This is a genomic window from Aeromonas sp. FDAARGOS 1402 (assembly GCF_019046925.1).
GTDB lineage: Bacteria > Pseudomonadota > Gammaproteobacteria > Enterobacterales > Aeromonadaceae > Aeromonas > Aeromonas caviae.
The window spans coordinates 433764-452979 of the sequence record NZ_CP077201.1 but is presented as its reverse complement, the minus strand read 5'-3'; the positions used below and the strand labels follow the sequence as shown (position 1 = coordinate 452979).

General features: G+C 64.5%; 13 protein-coding genes. 7 read left to right on the top strand and 6 right to left on the bottom strand.

Annotation, left to right across the window (positions count from 1 at the left end; all coding sequences use genetic code 11):
* Positions 1–104: 104 nt before the first annotated feature.
* Entirely contained in the window at positions 105–1775 is a 1671-nt protein-coding gene (gene ushA / locus I6L32_RS02055; RefSeq protein ID WP_216944589.1) for a bifunctional UDP-sugar hydrolase/5'-nucleotidase UshA, read from the top strand.
* 193 nt (positions 1776–1968) lie between these two features.
* On the opposite strand, the gene I6L32_RS02050 is transcribed toward ushA, so the two are convergent.
* A complete protein-coding gene (locus tag I6L32_RS02050; protein ID WP_216944588.1) occupies positions 1969–2823 on the bottom strand; it encodes a Tim44 domain-containing protein in 855 nt (284 codons plus the stop codon).
* A 421-nt stretch (positions 2824–3244) separates the two neighbouring features.
* Between I6L32_RS02050 and dnaB the strand changes: the two genes are divergently transcribed.
* A complete protein-coding gene (dnaB, locus tag I6L32_RS02045) occupies positions 3245–4639 on the top strand; it encodes a replicative DNA helicase (RefSeq protein WP_039040054.1) in 1395 nt (464 codons plus the stop codon).
* Between the two features lie 138 nt (positions 4640–4777).
* Positions 4778–5851: an alanine racemase gene (alr, locus tag I6L32_RS02040; protein ID WP_216944587.1), complete on the top strand. Its 1074-nt coding sequence runs from the start codon at positions 4778–4780 to the stop codon at positions 5849–5851.
* A 157-nt stretch (positions 5852–6008) separates the two neighbouring features.
* Here alr and putA read toward each other — a convergent pair whose 3' ends face one another.
* Positions 6009–9956: a trifunctional transcriptional regulator/proline dehydrogenase/L-glutamate gamma-semialdehyde dehydrogenase gene (putA, locus tag I6L32_RS02035; RefSeq protein ID WP_216944586.1), complete on the bottom strand. Its 3948-nt coding sequence runs from the start codon at positions 9954–9956 to the stop codon at positions 6009–6011.
* 398 nt (positions 9957–10354) lie between these two features.
* On the opposite strand from putA, the gene I6L32_RS02030 reads away from it, so the two are divergent.
* Positions 10355–10792 (top strand): VOC family protein, encoded by a 438-nt coding sequence (locus I6L32_RS02030; protein ID WP_216944585.1) that lies wholly within the window; start codon positions 10355–10357, stop codon positions 10790–10792.
* 131 nt (positions 10793–10923) lie between these two features.
* Here I6L32_RS02030 and fumC read toward each other — a convergent pair whose 3' ends face one another.
* On the bottom strand, positions 10924–12315 hold the full coding sequence (gene fumC / locus I6L32_RS02025; RefSeq protein WP_216944584.1) for a class II fumarate hydratase: 1392 nt from the start codon (positions 12313–12315) through the stop codon (positions 10924–10926).
* Positions 12316–12437: 122 nt separating this feature from the next.
* Here fumC and I6L32_RS02020 point away from each other — a divergent pair, with 122 nt between their 5' ends.
* Genes I6L32_RS02020 through I6L32_RS02010 form a run of 3 tightly spaced genes read left to right on the top strand, consistent with a single transcriptional unit; the run spans position 12438 to position 15511 of the window.
* Positions 12438–12866: a MarR family winged helix-turn-helix transcriptional regulator gene (locus tag I6L32_RS02020; RefSeq protein ID WP_010673264.1), complete on the top strand. Its 429-nt coding sequence runs from the start codon at positions 12438–12440 to the stop codon at positions 12864–12866.
* 37 nt (positions 12867–12903) lie between these two features.
* A complete protein-coding gene (locus I6L32_RS02015; RefSeq protein ID WP_216944583.1) occupies positions 12904–13971 on the top strand; it encodes an HlyD family secretion protein in 1068 nt (355 codons plus the stop codon).
* Between the two features lies 1 nt (position 13972).
* The gene (locus tag I6L32_RS02010) at positions 13973–15511 is read left to right on the top strand and encodes a DHA2 family efflux MFS transporter permease subunit (protein ID WP_103858720.1); all 1539 of its coding nucleotides are present in this window, start codon (positions 13973–13975) and stop codon (positions 15509–15511) included.
* A 66-nt stretch (positions 15512–15577) separates the two neighbouring features.
* Here the strand turns inward: I6L32_RS02010 and pepE are convergent, their stop codons facing one another.
* The 3 genes from pepE to I6L32_RS01995 form a co-directional block, all read right to left on the bottom strand.
* A complete protein-coding gene (pepE, locus tag I6L32_RS02005) occupies positions 15578–16306 on the bottom strand; it encodes a dipeptidase PepE (RefSeq protein WP_048208247.1) in 729 nt (242 codons plus the stop codon).
* Positions 16307–16426: 120 nt separating this feature from the next.
* Positions 16427–17038, bottom strand: coding sequence for a response regulator transcription factor (locus tag I6L32_RS02000; RefSeq protein WP_216944582.1), 612 nt, complete (start codon positions 17036–17038; stop codon positions 16427–16429).
* Position 17039: 1 nt separating this feature from the next.
* Positions 17040–18983: a PhnD/SsuA/transferrin family substrate-binding protein gene (locus tag I6L32_RS01995; protein ID WP_216944581.1), complete on the bottom strand. Its 1944-nt coding sequence runs from the start codon at positions 18981–18983 to the stop codon at positions 17040–17042.
* Between the last annotated feature and the right edge of the window lie 233 nt (positions 18984–19216).

Below are 19216 nucleotides of genomic sequence, written 5' to 3'. Positions count from 1 at the left end.
GAATTTGTGAGTCGCCGATGAAAAACCGTCACATGTTGTTTGTTATATTACCGCCCGATCCTGGATAGGGTCGTCCAATAACAAAATAACAAGGTGATATGGAAATGAATTATAAATTTGTCAAAGGAAGTATCGCACTGGCAGTGCTTGCCGCATTGAGCGGCTGCAATACCTCAAGCAACGACAGCGTCGCCCCCTGCACCGAAAATGTCTGCAAGCTGACCATTTTGCATACCAATGATACCCACGGTCGTTTCTGGCACAACGACAAGGGCGAATATGGCATGGCGGCCCAGAAGACCCTGGTCGAGCGGCTGCGTGCCGAGGCGAAAGCGGCGGGCAGCGAAGTGCTGGTGCTCTCCGGCGGTGACGTCAACACCGGGGTGCCAGAGTCGGATCTGCAGGATGCAGAGCCGGACTTCATGGCCATGAACAGCATCCGTTACGATGCCATGGCGGTGGGCAACCACGAGTTCGACAACCCCCTGACCATCCTCGAGAAACAGCGTCAGTGGGCCCAGTTCCCGATGATCTCCGCCAACATCTATGACAAGACGAGCGGCAAGCGCTACTTCGATCCCTACAAGGTGTTCAAGCTGGAGAGCGGCCTCAAGGTCGCCGTGCTGGGTCTGACCACAGAGGACACCGCCCAGTTGGTGGATCCCAACAACGTCCAGACCCTGGAGTTCCGCGATCCGACCACGGAAGCCGCCAATCTCGGCAAGCAGATCCGCGACAACAAAGAGGCGAACCTGGTTCTTGCCATCACCCACATGGGCCATTACGAGAATGGTCAGCACGGCAGCAACGCACCGGGTGACGTGGAGATGGCCCGTGCGCTGCCGGCAGGCACCCTGGACGCCATCATCGGTGGTCACTCCCAGAACCCGGTCTGCATGGAGCCGGGCACCCCGGACAAGTACGCCGACTTCAAGCCGGGCGACGACTGCCAGCCGGATCAGCAGAACGGCACCTGGATCATGCAGGCTCACGAGTGGGGCAAGTATGTGGGTCGTGCCCAGTTTGACTATCAGAATGGCAAGCTGACCCTGACCCAGTACGATCTGATCCCGGTCAACCTGAAGAACGCGGACGGTGATTTCATTCAGGAAGAGATCGTCAAGGATCCCGAGCTCTACAACACCCTGCTCTCCTATCAGGAGAAGGGACAGCAGGAGCTGGGTGTGGTCATCGGTGCCACCGATGGCGTACTGGACGGTGAGCGCGCCAACGTCCGCAACAAGCAGACCAACCTGGGTCGTCTCATCACCACCGCGACCGCCGAGAAGCTGAGCACCGACTTTGGCATCGTCAACTCCGGCGGGGTGCGTGCCTCCATCGCGGCAGGGGACATCAGCTACCGTGACGTGCTGACCGTGCATCCGTTCGGCAACACCGTCAACAAGGCGACCATGAGCGGCAACGAGCTGCTGACCTACCTGGGTCAGGTCGCGACCAAGACCGCCAATACCGGTGGCTATGCCCAGTTCGGCGGCATCAAGATGACGGTGGATTGCCAGGCCAAGAGCGTGGACATCGCCACCATCGGCGGCAAGGCCTTCGATCCGGCAGCAACCTACAGCTTCTCCATCCCGAGCTTCAGCGCGGCCGGTGGTGACGGTTATCCGAAGATCGACACCATCAATGCCGGTCTGGTGGATGCCGGTGTACTGAAGGATTATATCGCGGCGAAGAAGACCATTCAGGTCGCCGATTATCAGCCGGCCGGCGAGGTCAGCTATATCAACTCCACCTCGGTAGAGGGTTGCAAATAATCCCTGCACCCCGAGCCAATAAAAAAGAGAGGCAGCCATGGCTGCCTCTCTTTTTATTTTCAATGTCATCAGCAGTGTCTCTCGGGAAATATATCCGGCCACGGGGAGCTGCCTCGAAATAGGGCATGACACGATCTGATGGCAATAAAAAGGCGACCCTGAGGTCGCCTTGATGAAATGGGTCGGTTGAACCTTAGAGCTGCTCGATGCCGACGATATGCCAGGGGGCATTGTCCTTGGCGAGATCACGCTCGAGGTGCCACACCTCCTTGATATCCTCCTCGACCTGCTCCTGACGGTCCATGTAGCGGCCGCTGAAGCGCACGCTCACCTGGGCCCAGTCGCTGCCGTAGTCGGCACGGACCAGCTGGGTGTCCACGTACATCACCTCGGTGTGCTGCTCACCGGAGAGCTCGGCGCGTTCGGCCTTGAGGTGCTCGAACAGCTCGGGGCTCACGTACTCGCGGATCTTCTCCAGGTCGTTCTTGTTCCAGGCCTCTTGCAGGGTGCGGTAGTGATCGCGGGCACCGGCCAGGAAGCCGTTCATGTCAAAGCCCGGGGGCAGACGGAAGGGCACGTCGCTGTCGGCAAAACCGGTGGCCTGCGGGGCGCTGTGGCTCTGCTCGAACTGCTGGGGGGCCGCGCTCTGGGGCGGTTGATAGCCCGCATAGGCTGTCTGTGGCTGGACCGCTGCCGCCTTGTTCCTGCGCAGGGCTCGGAACAGGAAGACACCGCCCAGTGCCAGCAGGGCGATCAGCAGGAAGTCCATCCCTTGCAGACCTTCGAAGGCGCCGCTGCCCAGCAGGTAGGCAAACAGGCCGCCGGCCAGCAGACCACCCAGCAGGCCGCCCATCATGCCGCCTTTCTTGGGTGCCTGGGCGCCCACTGTCGGGTTCTTGGTGTCGACCGGCTTGGCCGCAGGTTGGGCCGGGGCCGTCTTGTAGCTCTTGCCAAAGGATTTGCCGCCACCAAGTTTCTTGGCCTCGGCGATGGGTGCCCCAAGGCCAATGGCCAGGATCAGGGCAAACAGGGTCAGCATCTTTTTCATTTTGACTCTTTCACTCTCATGTAGGTGGGGGCATGCTCTGCTTGTGCAAGCTCAGCGAGGCGCATGGCAGGCTGCCAGTCCCTTTTTGTGTTGCAGCTTGCGGGTATGATTATCACGGATGGCATGAATTATTCATGAACAGATTGAGTCGTCCGACAGGGGAGGTGCCCATGAGACATAGACGGCCGAGTCGCTCGGTGCGCAGGCTGCGCAACAAACAAAGAGCAAGAACGAAGGATCAGACCCTGGTCTGGCCCTTTCTCGTACTGTGAGGCAGGTCTGCGGCGCAGAAGTGGATGATGCTGACGAGGCCTGGGTCCCGTCTTGTCGCCGGATGCGATGACGGGACGTATTAGCACTCGCGATGGCGGGGTTTCTTTTGTAAAATTCCCGTCCCCTTCCCGCTGCGGTTTTTATGTGTATGGCAGAGCAAGTGACGGCGAAAAAAGACGCCAAGACACAACAGCTGAAAGTACCTCCCCACTCTTTTGAGGCCGAACAGTCCGTACTGGGCGGCCTGATGCTGGACAACGAGGCCTGGGATCGGGTCGCCGAACGGGTGATCGACAAGGATTTCTACAGCCGCCCGCACCGCCTGATCTTCCAGGCCATGACCCGCCTCTCCAACGCGGGCAACCCCATCGATCTCATCACTCTGCAGGAGGAGCTCGAGCGCTCCGAGCAACTGGAAGAGGCCGGTGGCTTCGCCTATCTGGTGGAGATCGCCAAGAACACCCCGAGTGCCGCCAACATCAGTGCCTACGCCGAGATCGTGCGTGAGCGGGCGGTGGTGCGGGAGATGATCTCGGTCGCCAACGAGATAGTCGAAGCGGGCTACGAGCCCCAGGGGCGTACCTCCAACGATCTGCTGGACTTGGCCGAGAGCAAGGTGTTCCAGATCGCCGAGCAGCGCACCAGCGCCAACGAGGGCCCCCAGCCCCTGAAGCTCATCCTCGAGCAGACCGTCGACAAGATTGAAGAGCTGTTCAAGACCCCCCACAACGGGGTGACCGGCGTGTCGTCCGGCTACAACGATCTGGACAAGATGACCGCCGGCCTGCAGCGTTCGGATCTGGTCATCGTCGCCGCCCGTCCCTCCATGGGCAAGACCACCTTTGCCATGAACCTGTGCGAGCACGCGGCCCTCACCGCCGACAAGCCGGTGCTGATCTTCTCCCTCGAGATGCCCTCCGAGCAGATCATCATGCGTATGCTCGCCTCGGTGGGGCGCATCGACCAGACCAAGGTGCGGACCGGCCAGCTCGACGACGAGGATTGGGCGCGGCTCTCTTCCACCATGGGGCTGCTGCTGGAGAAGGGGAAGATGTACATCGACGACTCCTCCGGCCTCACCCCGACCGAAGTGCGCTCCCGTGCCCGTCGGGTGGCGCGGGACAACGGCGGCATCAGCATGATTATGGTGGACTACCTGCAGCTGATGCGTGTGCCGGCCCTGTCTGACAACCGTACGCTGGAAATCGGTGAAATCTCCCGCTCCCTCAAGGCGCTGGCGAAAGAGTTGCAGTGCCCCGTGGTGGCGCTCTCCCAGCTCAACCGAAGCCTGGAACAGCGGGCCGACAAGCGCCCGGTCAACTCGGATCTGCGGGAATCCGGCTCCATCGAGCAGGATGCGGACTTGATCATGTTCATCTACCGCGACGAGGTCTATCACGACGACAGCCCCGACAAGGGGATCGCCGAGATCATTATCGGCAAGCAGCGTAACGGCCCCATAGGACGAGTGCGGCTCACCTTCCAGGGTCAGTTCTCGCGCTTTGACAACTACGCGGGCCCGGCGTTTGACGATGACTACTAAGTAAGTCGGGAGCCTGCTCCCGGCATCCATAAACAGTTTTCCCGGTTCGACAATTCTGCCGGTCCGGCCTTAGACGATGAGATTTGAGGGCTGACACCACCCGGTGCCTGATTATCATGCCCTCGTAAGGGAAAACAGATGAAAGCGGCTATCGCCCAGATCAATACAGCGGCCCTGCGCCACAACCTCGCTGTGGTGAAACGCCACGCCCCCCAATGCAAGATCATTGCCGTGGTCAAGGCCAACGCCTACGGTCACGGCCTGCTGCCGGTCGCCCGCACCCTGGTGGATGCGGACGCCTACGCGGTGGCCCGCATCGAAGAGGCGCTGATGCTGCGCTCCTGCGCCGTGGTCAAGCCCATCGTGCTGCTGGAGGGCTTCTTCAGCGCCGCCGACCTGCCGGTGCTGGCGGCCAACAACCTGCAGACCGCGGTGCACACCTGGGAGCAGCTCGAGGCGCTGGAGCAGGCGGAGCTGCCTGCCCCCGTGGTGGCCTGGCTCAAGCTCGATACCGGCATGCACCGCCTCGGGGTACGGGCCGAGGAGATGCCCGTCTTTATCGAGCGCCTCGCCAAGTGCAAGAACGTGGTGCAGCCGTTCAACGTCATGACCCACTTCAGCCGCTCCGATGAGCTGGAGCAGCCCACCACCCGCGAGCAGATCGACCTGTTCAGCCAGCTGACCGCGCCGCTGTTGGGCGAGCGGGCCATGGCCAACTCGGCGGGCATCCTGGCGTGGCCGGATGCCCACTGCGACTGGATCCGCCCCGGCGTCATCCTCTACGGCGTCTCGCCTTTCCCCAATACGGTGGCGGCGGATTATGACCTGCAGCCAGTGATGACCCTCAAGACCCAGCTCATCGCGGTGCGCGATCACAAGGCGGGCGAGCCGGTAGGCTATGGCGCCAACTGGGTGTCGGATCGCGATACCCGGCTCGGGGTGATTGCCATCGGCTATGGCGACGGTTATCCGCGCATGGCCCCCAACGGCACGCCAGTGCTGGTCAATGGCCGCATCGTGCCCCTGGTGGGCCGCGTCTCCATGGACATGACCACGGTGGATCTCGGCCCCGACGCCACCGACAAGGCCGGCGACGAGGCGGTGCTCTGGGGTGAGGGGCTGCCGGTAGAGCGGGTGGCCGACCAGATCGGCACCATTCCCTATGAGCTCATTACCAAGCTCACTTCCCGGGTGTTTATGGATTACGTGTAGGCGAGTCGCCCCTCATCCCCCACCCTTCTCCCGCGAGGGGAGAAGGGAGAACAAAAAGGCCGCCCCGACAAGGGCGGCCTTTTTCATGGGCGTGTCCCAGAGACGAAAGAACAAGCCCCGCATCTGCGGGGCTTGAGTCTCCGTCACTATGTGGCGCTTAGCCTATGGTCATCAGGCTGGCGTTGCCACCGGCGGCGGCGGTGTTGACCGAGAGGGCGTGCTCGATGAGCAGGCGCTCCAGCGGGATGTCGGTCTCGCCGCGATGCAGGCCGTGCACACCGATGATGGCGCCGTTACGGGCTGCCTGGCGTGCGGCGGCGAGCTTGCTCACCTCCCGCAACTGATCCGAGTCGCCGTGGTGCAGCAGGGCATCGAAGTCTGTCTCCCCCGTGGCCCAGTCCGCCACCAGCGCGATGGGATCCCGCACCTCGGTCGGCAGGGAAGAGAGCAGGGAGCGTGTCTGGGCATCGTCCGGCAGCAGCACCTGGCTGCCGACCGCCAGACAGGCGGCCAGCTGGGCCAGCAGGTCGGCCTTCTCCTGGGCAAGACAGAGCACCCGTTCCCGGGGAAGCAGGCTGTAGCTGTTGCGCTCGCCGGTGGGGCCGGTCAGCAGCTGGGTACGGCCGCTCTGGGAGAGCGCGGCGTAGTGATCGCACAGGGCGGCGAGGGCCGGATCCTGCTTGCTCGCCCAGTCGCGCAGGGCCACGAGGGGGGCTTTCGCCTCGGCATGCAGGGCACCGGACTCCTGGTGCAGCTGGTTGGCCACCGCCTCCTGGGGACGGGCGCCGAGCAGGCGATACATGTAGAGCGGGCCGCCGGCCTTGGGACCAGTGCCGGAAAGCCCTTCCCCGCCGAAGGGTTGCACCCCGACCACGGCGCCCACGATGTTGCGGTTGACGTAGAGGTTGCCCACCTTGGCCACGTTCACCACCTGGGCGATGGTCTCGTCGATGCGGGTATGAACACCCAGGGTCAGGCCGTAACCGCTGGCGTTGATCTGCTCGAGCAACTCCCCGAGCCGGGTGCGCGGGTAGCGGACCAGGTGCAGCACGGGGCCGAACACTTCGCGTCCCAGTTCGTCCAGGCTGTCGAGCTCGATCAGGGTCGGCAGCACGAAGGTGCCGCGGCTGCAGGCATCCCCCTGGGTGCGGGCGATCTGGTGCACCTTGCGCCCCTTGTCGCCCATGGCCTTGATGTGGCGCTCGATGTTGGTCTTGGCCTCGGCGTCGATGACGGGGCCGATGTCGGTGGAGAGGTGCTCGGGGCTGCCGACCTTGTACTCTGCCATGGCGCCCTTGAGCATCCGGATCACCCGATCCGCCACGTCATCCTGCACGCACAGCACTCGCAGGGCGGAGCAGCGCTGACCGGCGCTGTCGAACGCCGAGGAGATGACATCCATCACCACCTGTTCGGTCAAGGCGGAGGAGTCGACGATCATGGCGTTCTGGCCGCCGGTCTCGGCGATGAGGGGAATGGTGCGACCCTGGGCGTCGAGGCGACCGGCCAGGTTGCAGGAGATGATGCCCGCCACCTCGGTGGAGCCGGTGAACATGACGCCGCGCACCCGTTCGTCCGCGATGAGCGCCGCACCCACGGTCTCACCACGGCCCGGCAGCAGTTGCACCGCACCGGCGGGAACCCCCGCTTCCAGCAGGATGCGCACCGCTTGTGCCGCGATGAGGGGGGTCTGCTCGGCAGGCTTGGCCAGCACCGTATTGCCGGCGGCCAGGGCCGCGCACACCTGGCCGCTGAAGATGGCCAGCGGGAAGTTCCAGGGGCTGATGCAGACCACGGGGCCGAGCGGCCTGTGGGTGTCGTTGGCGAAGTGGTTGCGCGCCTGGGCGGCGTAGTAGCGCAAAAAGTCCACCGCCTCGCGCACCTCGGCGATGGCGTTGGCGAAGGTCTTGCCGGATTCGCGAACCAGCAGGCCCATCAGGGGTTGCAGTTCGGATTCCATCAGATCGGCTGCCTTGTCCAGCACGGCGGCCCGCTCGGCTGGCGGGGTGGACTGCCAGATCTGGCCGCTCGTGAGGGAGCAGGCGAGCGCCTTGTCCACCAGCGCTACCGTGGCTTCGCTCACCTGACCGACGACATCGCGGTGATCCGCCGGGTTGAGCACGGGCTGGAACTGGGTCGGCGCCTCGGTGTCGCAACCCAGCATGGGCACGGCCTGATAGGCTGTGTTGGTGCTGGCGAGCAGGGCGGCGGAGAGGGACCCCAGGCGGTGCTCGTTCGCGAGATCCAGACCTGCGGAGTTCGGGCGCGCCTCGCCGTAGAGATCCCGGGGCAGGGGGATGCGCGGATGGGGCAGACCCAGGGTCCCTTCACGGGCGGCCATCTGCTCGATCTGCTGCACCGGATCCTGCACCAGATCCGAGAGGGAGATGTTGTTGTCCGCGATGCGGTTGACGAAGGAGGTGTTGGCCCCGTTCTCCAGCAGGCGGCGCACCAGGTAGGCGAGCAGGGTCTCGTGGCTGCCTACCGGTGCATAGATGCGGCAGGGGCGACCCAGCTTGCCGTCGGCCACCTTGCCGACCACCTGTTCGTACAGGGGTTCACCCATGCCGTGCAGGCACTGGAACTCGTACTGGCCCGGGTAGTAGTTCTGACCCGCCAGCTGATAGATGGCAGACAGGGAGTGGGCGTTGTGGGTGGCGAACTGGGGATAGATGGCCTCGGGCACCGCCAGCAGCTTGCGGGCGCAGGCGAGGTAGGAGACGTCCGTGTAGGGCTTGCGGGTATAGACCGGGTAGCCTTCCAGCCCTTCCTGCTGGGCGCGCTTGATCTCGCTGTCCCAGTAGGCGCCCTTCACCAGACGGATCATCAGGCGGTGACGGCTGCGCTTGGCGAGATCGATGACGTAGTCGATCACATAGGGGCAGCGCTTCTGGTAGGCCTGGATGACGAAGCCGATGCCGTTCCAGTCGGCGAGGGACGGATCGAAGCAGAGCTTCTCCAGCAGATCGAGGGAGATCTCCAGCCGATCGGCCTCCTCGGCGTCGATGTTGATGCCGATGTCATACTGCCTGGCGAGCTGGGTCAGGCCCAGCAAGGTGGGGTAGAGCTCCTCCATGACGCGATCGTACTGGGCGCGGCTGTAGCGCGGATGCAGGGCGGAGAGTTTGATGGAGATGCCCGGCCCCTCGTAGATGCCGCGACCGTGGGAGGCCTTGCCGATGGCGTGGATGGCCTGCTCGTAGGAGGCCAGATAGCGTTTGGCGTCCTCCTCGGTCAGGGCCGCTTCCCCTAGCATGTCGTAGGAGTAGCGGAACCCTTTGCTCTCCATGCCGCCTGCGTTCGCCAGCGCCTCGGCGATGGTCTCGCCGGTGACGAACTGTTCACCCATCAGGCGCATCGCCATGTCGACGCCCTTGCGGATGAGCGGCTCACCCCCCTTGCCGATGAGTCCCTTGAGGGAGCTGTTCATGCCCGCCTCGTTGTGGGTGGCCACCAGCTTGCCGGTGATGAGCAGACCCCAGGAGGCCGCATTGACGAACAATGAGGTGCTCTGGCCCAGGTGCTGGCTCCAGTTGCCGCCGCTTATCTTGTCGCGGATGAGGGCATCCCGGGTCGCCTTGTCGGGGATGCGCAGCAGCGCCTCCGCCAGGCACATCAGGGCCACCCCTTCCTGGGAGGAGAGGGAGAACTCCTGAAGCAGCCCCTGCACCAGGCCCTGACGGCCGCTGGCGCTCTTCTGGTTGCGCAGCTTCTCGGCGATGCCCATGGCCAGCTTCTGGGTCGCGTCAGCCTTCTCCTTGGGCAGACGGGCCTGCTCCAGCAGCATGGGGACGGCTTCGGTCTCGGGGCGGCGATAAGCCCCCGTGATGGCGGCCCGCAGCACGGACTGGGGCAGAATGCTCTCGGCAAACTCGAGGAAGACCTGGATGCCCTGCTCGGTCAGGGTCTCGACGGCCTCTTCCCCGGCGGCGGCGGCCAGCCCGGAGTGCTCGGGCGGGGTCAGACCGCGATCCAGTTGCTCCAGATAGGTGAAGATGGCTTGCTTGATCAGCCAGTGGGGAGTGCGATCCAGGGTCTGCGCAGCCTGTTTGAGGCGGTCGCGGGTCGCTTCATCGAGTTTGACGCCGAGGGTGGTAGTGGCCATGGGACTTCCTGTGTCTAGAAGGTAACAATATTACCGGACGGTTAAATTTCGCCGATGATGGTGCAACCAGGTGCAACCTTCAAGCAGGAAATTTTAATGTATTGGTTACATTGTTGAATTCTTCCATGAATACGGTCTCCATCGGGATCCTTTCAAACCCGCCGCTTGTCCGCTTTTCACAGCATTATTAATGGGTTGGCAATGCATCTTATGAATGCCTATATGAAGTGCAACCCACTGTGAATCGGGTTGCACTTTTGCGTGTTCGACCGAGCCTGGGCTGTGAGCGCGGCTCCCCCGTGCGCAGAAGGGGGCGGAGCGCCACCTGACAGAGCCCCGTGCTCTTCTATGCTGTTAGCTGGCCACAGGGGCCAGCTATCGGTGACAAGGAGAAACCCATGGCGCGTGTCAGTACCTATCTCAATTTTGCCCGGGAGACGGAGGCTGCCTTCCTCTTCTATCGCGAAGTGTTCGGCGGTGACTTCAGCGGCCCCATCCACAGGTTCAAGGAGTCCCCGGGTTGCCCGGGCCAGCCCCCTTTGTCGGAGGAAGACGGGGAGCTGGTGATGCATGTGGCCCTGCCCATCCTTGGGGGTCACGTGCTGATGGGCTCGGATGCTCCGGCCAGCATGGGGTTCACCCTGGTACAGGGCAACAACAGCTACCTCAACCTGGAGCCGGACAGCCGGGGCGAGACCGATCGCCTGTTCGCGGCCCTGGCCGAGGGAGGCCAGGTGGAGATGCCGCTGACGGAGATGTTCTGGGGTGACTATTTCGGATCCCTGGTGGACAAGTTCGGCACCCACTGGATGTTCAACTGCCAGAGCAAGACCTGACGGCAGATCTGCAATGAAAAGGGCGCCATGGCGCCCTTTTCATCTTTATTGCCCATCACTGTCCCGATTTGCTGCGCCTGCTACCTGAGCTGGTATGCCCCGAGCATGGGATTGCAGTGCAGTGCGCTGCTTTATGGCGTGTGACCCACCATGTCAGCGGGGATCACCCAGGCATCGAATTGCTCCGCGCTGAGGTGGCCCGAGGCAATGGCCGCCTCCCGCAGGCTGAGCCCCTGATGGTGCGCCCGCTTGGCGATCTCGGCCGCCTTGTCATAGCCGATATGGGGGTTGAGGGCCGTCACCAGCATCAGGGAGCGGGAGAGCAGATCGTCGATCCTGGCCTGGTTCGGGGTGATGCCGACGGCGCAGTGGTCGTGGAAGCTCTGCATGCCATCCCCCAGCAGCCGCACGCTCTGCAGGATGTTGTAGGCGATCATCGGCCTGAACACGTTGAGCTCGAAGTTGCCGCTGGCACCGCCGATGTTGATGGCCACATCGTTGCCCATCACCTGGGCGCAGAGCATGGTGAGGGCCTCGCTCTGGGTCGGGTTGACCTTGCCGGGCATGATGGAGGATCCAGGCTCGTTCTCGGGGATGAGCAGCTCCCCCAGCCCGCTGCGGGGGCCGCTCGCCAGCCAGCGCACGTCGTTGGCGATCTTCATGAGGGAGGCTGCCAGCGTCTTGAGGGCACCGTGGGCGTGAACCTGGGCGTCACTCGCCGCCAGGGCCTCGAACTTGTTGGGGGCGCTGATAAGCGGCAGGCCGGTCTGCTCGGCCAGGGTTCTGGCCACCGCCTCGGCAAAGCCGGGAGGGCAGTTGAGGCCGGTGCCCACGGCGGTGCCGCCGAGCGCCAGCTCGCACAAATGGGGCTGGGCGGCGCGTAGATGGCGCTCCCCCTGTTCAAGCTGGGCGACCCAGCCGGAGATCTCCTGGCCCAGGGTGAGGGGAGTGGCATCCTGCAAATGAGTGCGGCCAATCTTGACGATGTGGTCGAAGGCGGCGGCCTTGCCTGCCAGGGTCTGCTTCAGGGCAGCGAGGGCTGGCAGCAACCGCTGCGTGATGGCGGTGACCGCCGCCAGGTTCATGGCGCTCGGAAAGACATCGTTGCTGGACTGGCTCTTGTTTACCTCGTCGTTGGGATGCACCAGCCGCGCTTCCCCCCGGGGGCCGCCGAGCAGTTCGCTGGCCCGGTTTGCCAGCACCTCGTTGAGGTTCATGTTGGTTTGGGTGCCGGAGCCGGTCTGCCACACCATCAGGGGAAACTCGGCGTCGTGCAGACCGCGCAGGATTTCGTCGGCAGCGGCCATGATGGCCTGGGCCTTGCGGGCGGGGAGCAGCCCCAGGGCGTGGTTGACCCGGGCGCAGGCGGACTTGATGCGGGCCAGGGCATGGATGATCTCCATGGGTTGGCGCTCCCCCGAGATGTTGAAGTGATGCAGGGAGCGCTGGGTCTGGGCCCCCCAGAGCCTGTCCGCCGGGACGGCTATCTCCCCCAGGCTGTCCCGCTCCATCCTGATATCCATGACGTGTCTCCTGCCGTTGAGGTGGTGGCACCCAGCATGAACCCAAACGGCGGCCGGGGCCAGCTTGCACATGGAGACGCTTTGCATATAATAAGCAAAGCTTACTATATGGGTTGCATATCATGAACAAACAACCGGACACCCTTGGCTTTCTCATCGGCGACGTCCAGCGTCTGATGCGCCGCCAGTTCCAGCAGCAGCTGGAGGGAAGCTGCCTCACCCTGGCCCAGGCCAGAGCTCTGGTGCACATTGCACGCAGCGAAGGGATCCGCCAGGTGGATCTGGCGGAGCGGCTCGACATCCAGCCCATCACCCTGGCCCGTCAGCTCGATCAGCTGGCGGAGAGCGGCCTGGTGGAGCGGCGCAGCGACCCCCATGACAGGCGTGCCTATCAGCTCCATCTGACCGAAGGGGCCACCCCCTATCTGGCGATGATCAAACAGGCGTCCGATCTGGTGCATCAGAGGGCCATCGGCGAGCTGGGGGAGGAGGCGACCGAGGCGCTGTGCCGCTCCCTCAAGATCCTGCGTGCCAACCTCGGCCACCTCTGATGCTTTCCTGTGATGCCAACCAACGTGGAGCCATATCATGACCACTGATTCCCCCTCTTCCTCCCTTCCTGCCGCCAACCGGCGCCGTACCCGCCTGCTGTTGCTGGTGGTGGTGCCGGCCCTGGCCCTGATCGGCGCGGGCGTTATCTACCTGCAGGGCGGGCGCTATGTGGAGACGGACAACGCCTATGTGAAGGCGGACAAGGTCCCCATCAGCACCGAGGTGCTGGGCCGGGTGGCCAAGGTGTTCGTCGAGGAAAACCAGCAGGTCCGTGCCGGCCAGCCGCTGTTCGAGCTGGATCAGGAGCCCTTCCGGGTCGCCGTGGCCAAGGCCGAGGCGGAACTTGCCAAGGTGCGCACCGATCTGGTGGCGCTGCAGACCAGTTATCGCGGCCAGCAGGCGGAGATCGCCGTGGCCCGCACCCGCCATGCCTATGCCCTGAAGGAGGAGCGTCGCCAGGCGGATCTGGTGACCAGGCACTTCACCTCCACCGCCAATTACGACGATGCCCGCCAGCTCACCATACAGACCGCCCAGCAGCAGGTGGCGCTGGAGGAGGGGCTCAAGAAGATTGAAGCCTCCCTCAGCGGGGACGTGAACCTGCCGGTGGAGCAGCAGCCCGCCTATCAGGAGGCCGCGGCCGAGTTGGCCAAGGCCAGGCTGGATCTGGCTCGCACCACCATCTATGCCCCCGCCAACGGCATCGCCTGCCAGTTGCCCAAGCCCGGCCAGTACAATCTGGTGGGCATGACCGCCATGATGCTGGTGGAGACCGACACCCCCTGGGTGGAGGCGAACTTCACCGAGACGGAGCTGACCCATGTGCAACCTGGCCAGAAGGTGGACATCAGTGTGGATACCTACCCCGATGCGCACTGGACCGGGGTGGTGGAGAGCCTGAGCCCGGCCACAGGCTCCGAGTTTTCGGTGATCCCGGCCCAGAACGCCACCGGCAACTGGGTCAAGATCGCCCAGCGGGTGGCAGTGCGGATCAAGCTGGATTCGGGAGCGGATCTGCCCACCCTGAGGGCGGGTCTGAGTGCTACTGCCGAGATAGACACCGGCCATCAGCGCACCCTGCCTGGCCTGTCAGGTCGAGGTTGATATGACGAGCGCAGCCACAGGGCAGGCAGACCAGGCTTCCCGTCGCACCTTCATCACCTTGTCGGTGATGGTGGCGACCATCATGCAGGCGCTGGACACCACCATCGCCAACGTGGCCCTCCCCCACATGCAGGGGGCGATGGGGGCGACCCAGGATCAGATCTCCTGGGTGCTCACCTCCTACATAGTGGCGGCCGCCATCTTCATGCCGCTGACCGGTTTCATTTCGGCAAGAATTGGCCGCAAAAGGCTGTTCATGTGGTCGGTGGCGGGCTTTACCGTTGCCTCCATGCTGTGCGGCGCGGCCCAGAGCCTGGATCAGATAGTGCTGTTCCGCCTGCTGCAGGGGATCTTTGGTGCCAGTCTGGTGCCCCTCTCACAGGCGGTGCTGCTGGACACCTATCCGCCGGAGAAGCACGGCTCCGCCATGGCGCTCTGGGGGATAGGGGTCATGGTGGGCCCCATTCTGGGGCCGTCGCTGGGGGGCTGGCTCACCGAGTACTACAACTGGCGCTGGGTCTTCTACATCAACCTGCCGTTCGGCTTGCTGGCCTGGTTCGGACTTGCCGCCTTCATCGAGGAGACGAAGATCGATGCCAGCCGCCGCTTCGATCTGCTGGGGTTCGCCCTGTTGAGTCTCGGCATCGGGGCGTTGCAGATGGCGCTGGACAGGGGAGAGTCCCAGAACTGGTTCGCCAGCCGGGAGATCGTCATCGAGACCGCCCTGATGGTGATGGCGTTCTACCTCTTCGTGGTGCATATCTTCACCCACCCGCACCCCTACATAGAACCGGCCCTGTTCCGGGATCGCAACTTCAGCGTCGGTCTGCTCTTCATCTTCATCGTCGGCATCATCTTGCTGGCGACCATGACGCTGCTGCCTCCCTTCATGCAGGGGCTGATGGGTTACCCGGTGATCGACGTGGGTTACCTGCTCGCCCCGCGCGGGGTGGGCACCATGGTTGCCATGATGCTGGTGGGCAGGCTGTCGGGCCGGGTGGACGCCCGTTACCTCATCCTGTCAGGGCTGCTGCTCACCAGCTTCTCCATGTGGGAGATGACCCTGTTCAACACGGACATCGGCAGCTGGGACATAGTGCGCACCGGCATCATCCAGGGGCTGGGGCTCGGCTTCATCTTCGTGCCACTCTCCACCATCACCTTTGCGACCCTGGCGCCGCGCTATCGCAACGAGGGGACGGCGCTGTTCAGCCTGGTGCGCAACATCGGCAGCAGCATCGGCATCTCGGTGGTAATCACCTATCTGGCCCAGCGATCCCAGATGAACCACGAGGCGTTCGCCGCCTACATCACCCCGTTCAATGTCAACCTGCATCAGGGCGGGGGCATGGCGGAGCTGATGACGCCGAAGGGGCTGGCCATGATCAACGGCGAGGTGACCCGGCAGGCCAGCCTGCTCGCCTACCTGCAGGATTTTCGCCTGATGATGTGGGTCAGCCTGTGCGCCGTGCCGCTGGTGGTGTTGCTGAGGGCTCCCGGGCGCAGCGGCTCTCGGGAGGAGATGGCCATTCTGGAGTGAATTACGAAGGGGCGAGCAACAAAGAAAGAGGGATGGCGCAGGCCATCCCTCTATCGTTTGGCAGGATCAGCGTGCCGGCGTGAAGGGGGTGAGCGCTGCCAGAGGCGCAGCGTCCCCGTATTCCCGGATGGGTTCGCCGTGCTTGAAGATCTTGAAGGTCTCGCCCCGGGCACTCCAGTACTCGATGTGATCGCCGCCGATCTGCAACAGGCTCGCCTCGCGCAGGGCCACCACGGATTCGCTCGGGTTGATGGCGCAGAACTCGGCCAGACGCTCGTCCCGGGTCTCCCCCATGTGGCCGCTGATGCTGGCGTCCAGATAGTGGGGGTTGATCTGCACGGGGAAGAGCCCCAGCGCAGGCAGCACGACGGCGCTGCACACCGGCATGTCGTTGGTGGTGCGGATGCTGGGGGTGGCCACGTTGCAGCCGGCGCTCCAGCCCACATAGGGCACGCCCCGCTCGCGCACCGCACGCTGGATGGGGACCACCAGACCATACTCGTGCAGCCGCTGGTTCAGGAGCCAGGTATTGCCGCCGCTGATGAAGATGGCGTCGGCCCGGTTGATGGCATCCACCGGATCGTCGAAGTGATGGATGCTGATGGCGTCCACCCCTAGACTCTCGGTGAGCTCCCGGGCGCGGGCATCCCAGTCGCTGCGGATCACCGCGTAGGGGATGAGCAGGATGCGCTTGACCTGGTTGCGAGCGAGCAGGGTTTGCACCCGGTCGCGGGCCCAGCCGAGCAGGCCGGGGTGTTCTGTGGTTTTACCGTTGCTGAGCAGAAGCAGTTCCATGATGTGTCCTCGAAACAAGGCGCAGGACCCGGGCGATCCTGGTGAAGAGAAGAGGGCACTCTACCGCCATCGAAGCGCCAAATGTGTGATCTCGGCCCGTTTTGTACGGTTGCAGGCCACTCAGGGGTGTTCGTTCACCTGCGCGTAGCGCAGCAGCATCTCGGCGAGGGAGTTCACCGCCAGGCGTTTCATCAGGCTGGCGCGGCACACCTCGACGGTGCGCACCGAAATGCAGAGATCCTGCGCTATCTGCTGGTTCTTGTGGCCCCGGGCGATGAGCTGCAACAACTGGCGTTCGCGCGGTGTGAGGCGCTCAAAGGCGGCCAGCTGGGCGAGGCGGGTGGCCGCACTCAGCGTCGCCTGCTCGGCCCGCTCGATGGCGGCGAGCAGGGGGGCCAGCTGCACCGGCTTTTGCAAGAAATCCACCGCCCCCAGCTTGAGGGATTCCACCGCCAGTGGGACCTCGCCGTGGCCGGTGAGAAACAGGATGGCGATGGGGCTCTGGGCCGCCTTCAGCCGCTGCTGGACCTCGGGGCCAGAGAGTCCCGGCATGCGGCAGTCGAGAATGAGGCAGGCGGGTTGGTGCAGGTCGACCTCGGCCAGAAAGCGCTCGCCATCGGCAAAGCTGAGCAGTTGCCGCTCGTCGCAGCTCTCCAGCATGAAGCGCAGGGAGTCGAGCACGGCCTCGTCGTCATCGACCAGATAGAGCGGGGGGCGGGAGGGGGACGTCATCTCAGTTCCTCGGTGTTGGCGGGTGGGTGGGGGTGGCTGAGGTGTGATCCTCGGGGGGCTGCATGGGCACAATGACCCGGGCCAGACAGCCGTGGGGGCTCAGGTTCTCCAGGCTGAATTGGCCGCGATGGCTCTCGACCACCTCCCGGCAGATGGCCAGCCCCAACCCCATGCCGTCCGGCTTGTCGCTGTAAAACGCCTGCTGCAGTTCGGTGGCGGGGACTCTCAGGCCAACGCCGTTGTCGCGGATCTCCAGCAGCAGGCTCTGTGCCTCGAAGGCGATCAGCAGCTCGACCCGGGCAGGCGCCTGCGCCGCTACTTGCGCAGGGGGGTGAGCAGGAGAGTGAACAGCGGCGCGCACCCTCTTCGCTGCACTCTCGGCGCCATTCTTGATGAGGTTGACCAGCAACTGCTCCATCCCGGTGCCGTCCAGTGGCAACGGGCGCGGCTGGCCCTGCCAGTGCAGGGTGAAGGCGACGTCGAGCGGCGCCAGCATCTGCTCCAGCAGGGGGCGCAACTCCGCCACCAGGGTGGGCAGGTCGCAAGGCGCGAAGCGGGGAGGGCGCTTCTGCAGCCTGGCTCTGAGCCGGTTGACGGTCTGGGTGATGCGCTGGACCTGGCGCCCTATCTGCTCCAGGGCCTGACGCAGGGAGGCCTGGGCAGCAGACTGGGCCGGATCCTGTGCCAATCTGTCCAGTCGCAGCAGTGCCCCCTGGCTGTAGTTGGCGATGGCGCTGAGGGGCTGATTGATCTCGTGGGCCACGTTGGCGCCCAGCTCACCCAGTTCGGCGAGCCGTCTGGCCTGTGCCAGCTGGCGTCCCTTCTGCTCGAGCTGGTGGCGGGCTTGGAGCAGCCGGCGCTGGCTGCGGTTGAACAGGTATTGCAGCAGCAGGTGGTGGCCTCCCAGCAGCAGTACCAGCGCCAGGGCGCCCCAGCCCCACTGCTGATGCTGGCGCAGCCAGTGCCAGGCCGCTTGCCACCAGGGGCCCTGCAGCGGGTGGCGATCCAGCGCCTTGAGCAGGCGGTCGATGGCGAGCTCGCTGGTGGGCACGGTCCAGCCCGCCGAATCGGCGGCGATGGCCGCCTCGCTATCAGCGGGCAGATCGTACAGCGCGCGGGTCACCGCCAGCGCCAGCGCGGGGGAGGCCCGCTCTGTCTTGGCGAAGGACCAGTTGGGGTAGAGCCGGGTCGAGCTCTGGCAACCAAAGCCGGGCGGCGCCTGATCGTCCAGCACCCGATATGCCCCCTTGGCGACCTTGCCTTCCCGCTCCATGCGCTCGAGCTGACACACCGGCACGATGGCGGCGGCCACCTCCCCTGCCGCCAATCGCTCGATGAGCCGATCCAGTGGAAACCCGGTGAACTGTACGGTGGAGAAGAAATGTTCCAGCCGAACCCCCTGTTCGCCCGCCTCGAAGCGATAGGCGAGGTAGCCGCCGAAGGCGTTCTCCGAGACGGCGGCGACCGCTTGCCCCTTGAGGTCACGCCAGTGTCGGTAGGGGGCCTGGGCGGGCACCACCAGCGCCGCGCCGATGGCGAGGTTGTCACCCCCGGCCGGGCTCTTGAGGGTGGCGAGCCAGGCCAGCGGATACTGGCGCGCCAGGCTCACCGACTGACCCGGGTTGGTGATGACGAAATCGAGGTGCTCGAGGGCGACGGCCTCGGCCAGTTCATCGAGCCCCAGCGGATGCAGCACGAAGCGATGGCCGGGCACGCGCTGCGCCAGCCAGCGCAGCAGCGGTTGCCACTGGGCTCTGGCCAGTGCCGGGCCGCGGGTTGCCAACACGCCGATGCGTATCGGCTCGGCCATGGTCTGCACCGGCGTGGCCTGGGATGGTGTGGGCAGCTGTTGGGCCAGCGCTGGCACAGAGGGGGTTGGGGCGGCCTGCACCCGCAGCGGCAGGGCTGACAGGGCGAGCCAGAGCAGCAGGCTGAGCAGGGGCAAGGGGACTGGGGCGTGCAGGGGGCTCTCCTCTCGATGTAAAGGGGGCAGTCTATCACCGGGGCGCGCGCTTGCACGCGAACGGGGGCCGGGAGGGGGAGCAAACGCCGCCCCTGTCACAGTTCAGCAGGGCTGGGGCATTTTTTATTGCGCTGGATCAACCCGGCTCCCGGTATGTGGAAAACCACAATAGAGGCGACTTCCTGCGTTGAGGACAATCGGCCCAACCCCTTTCA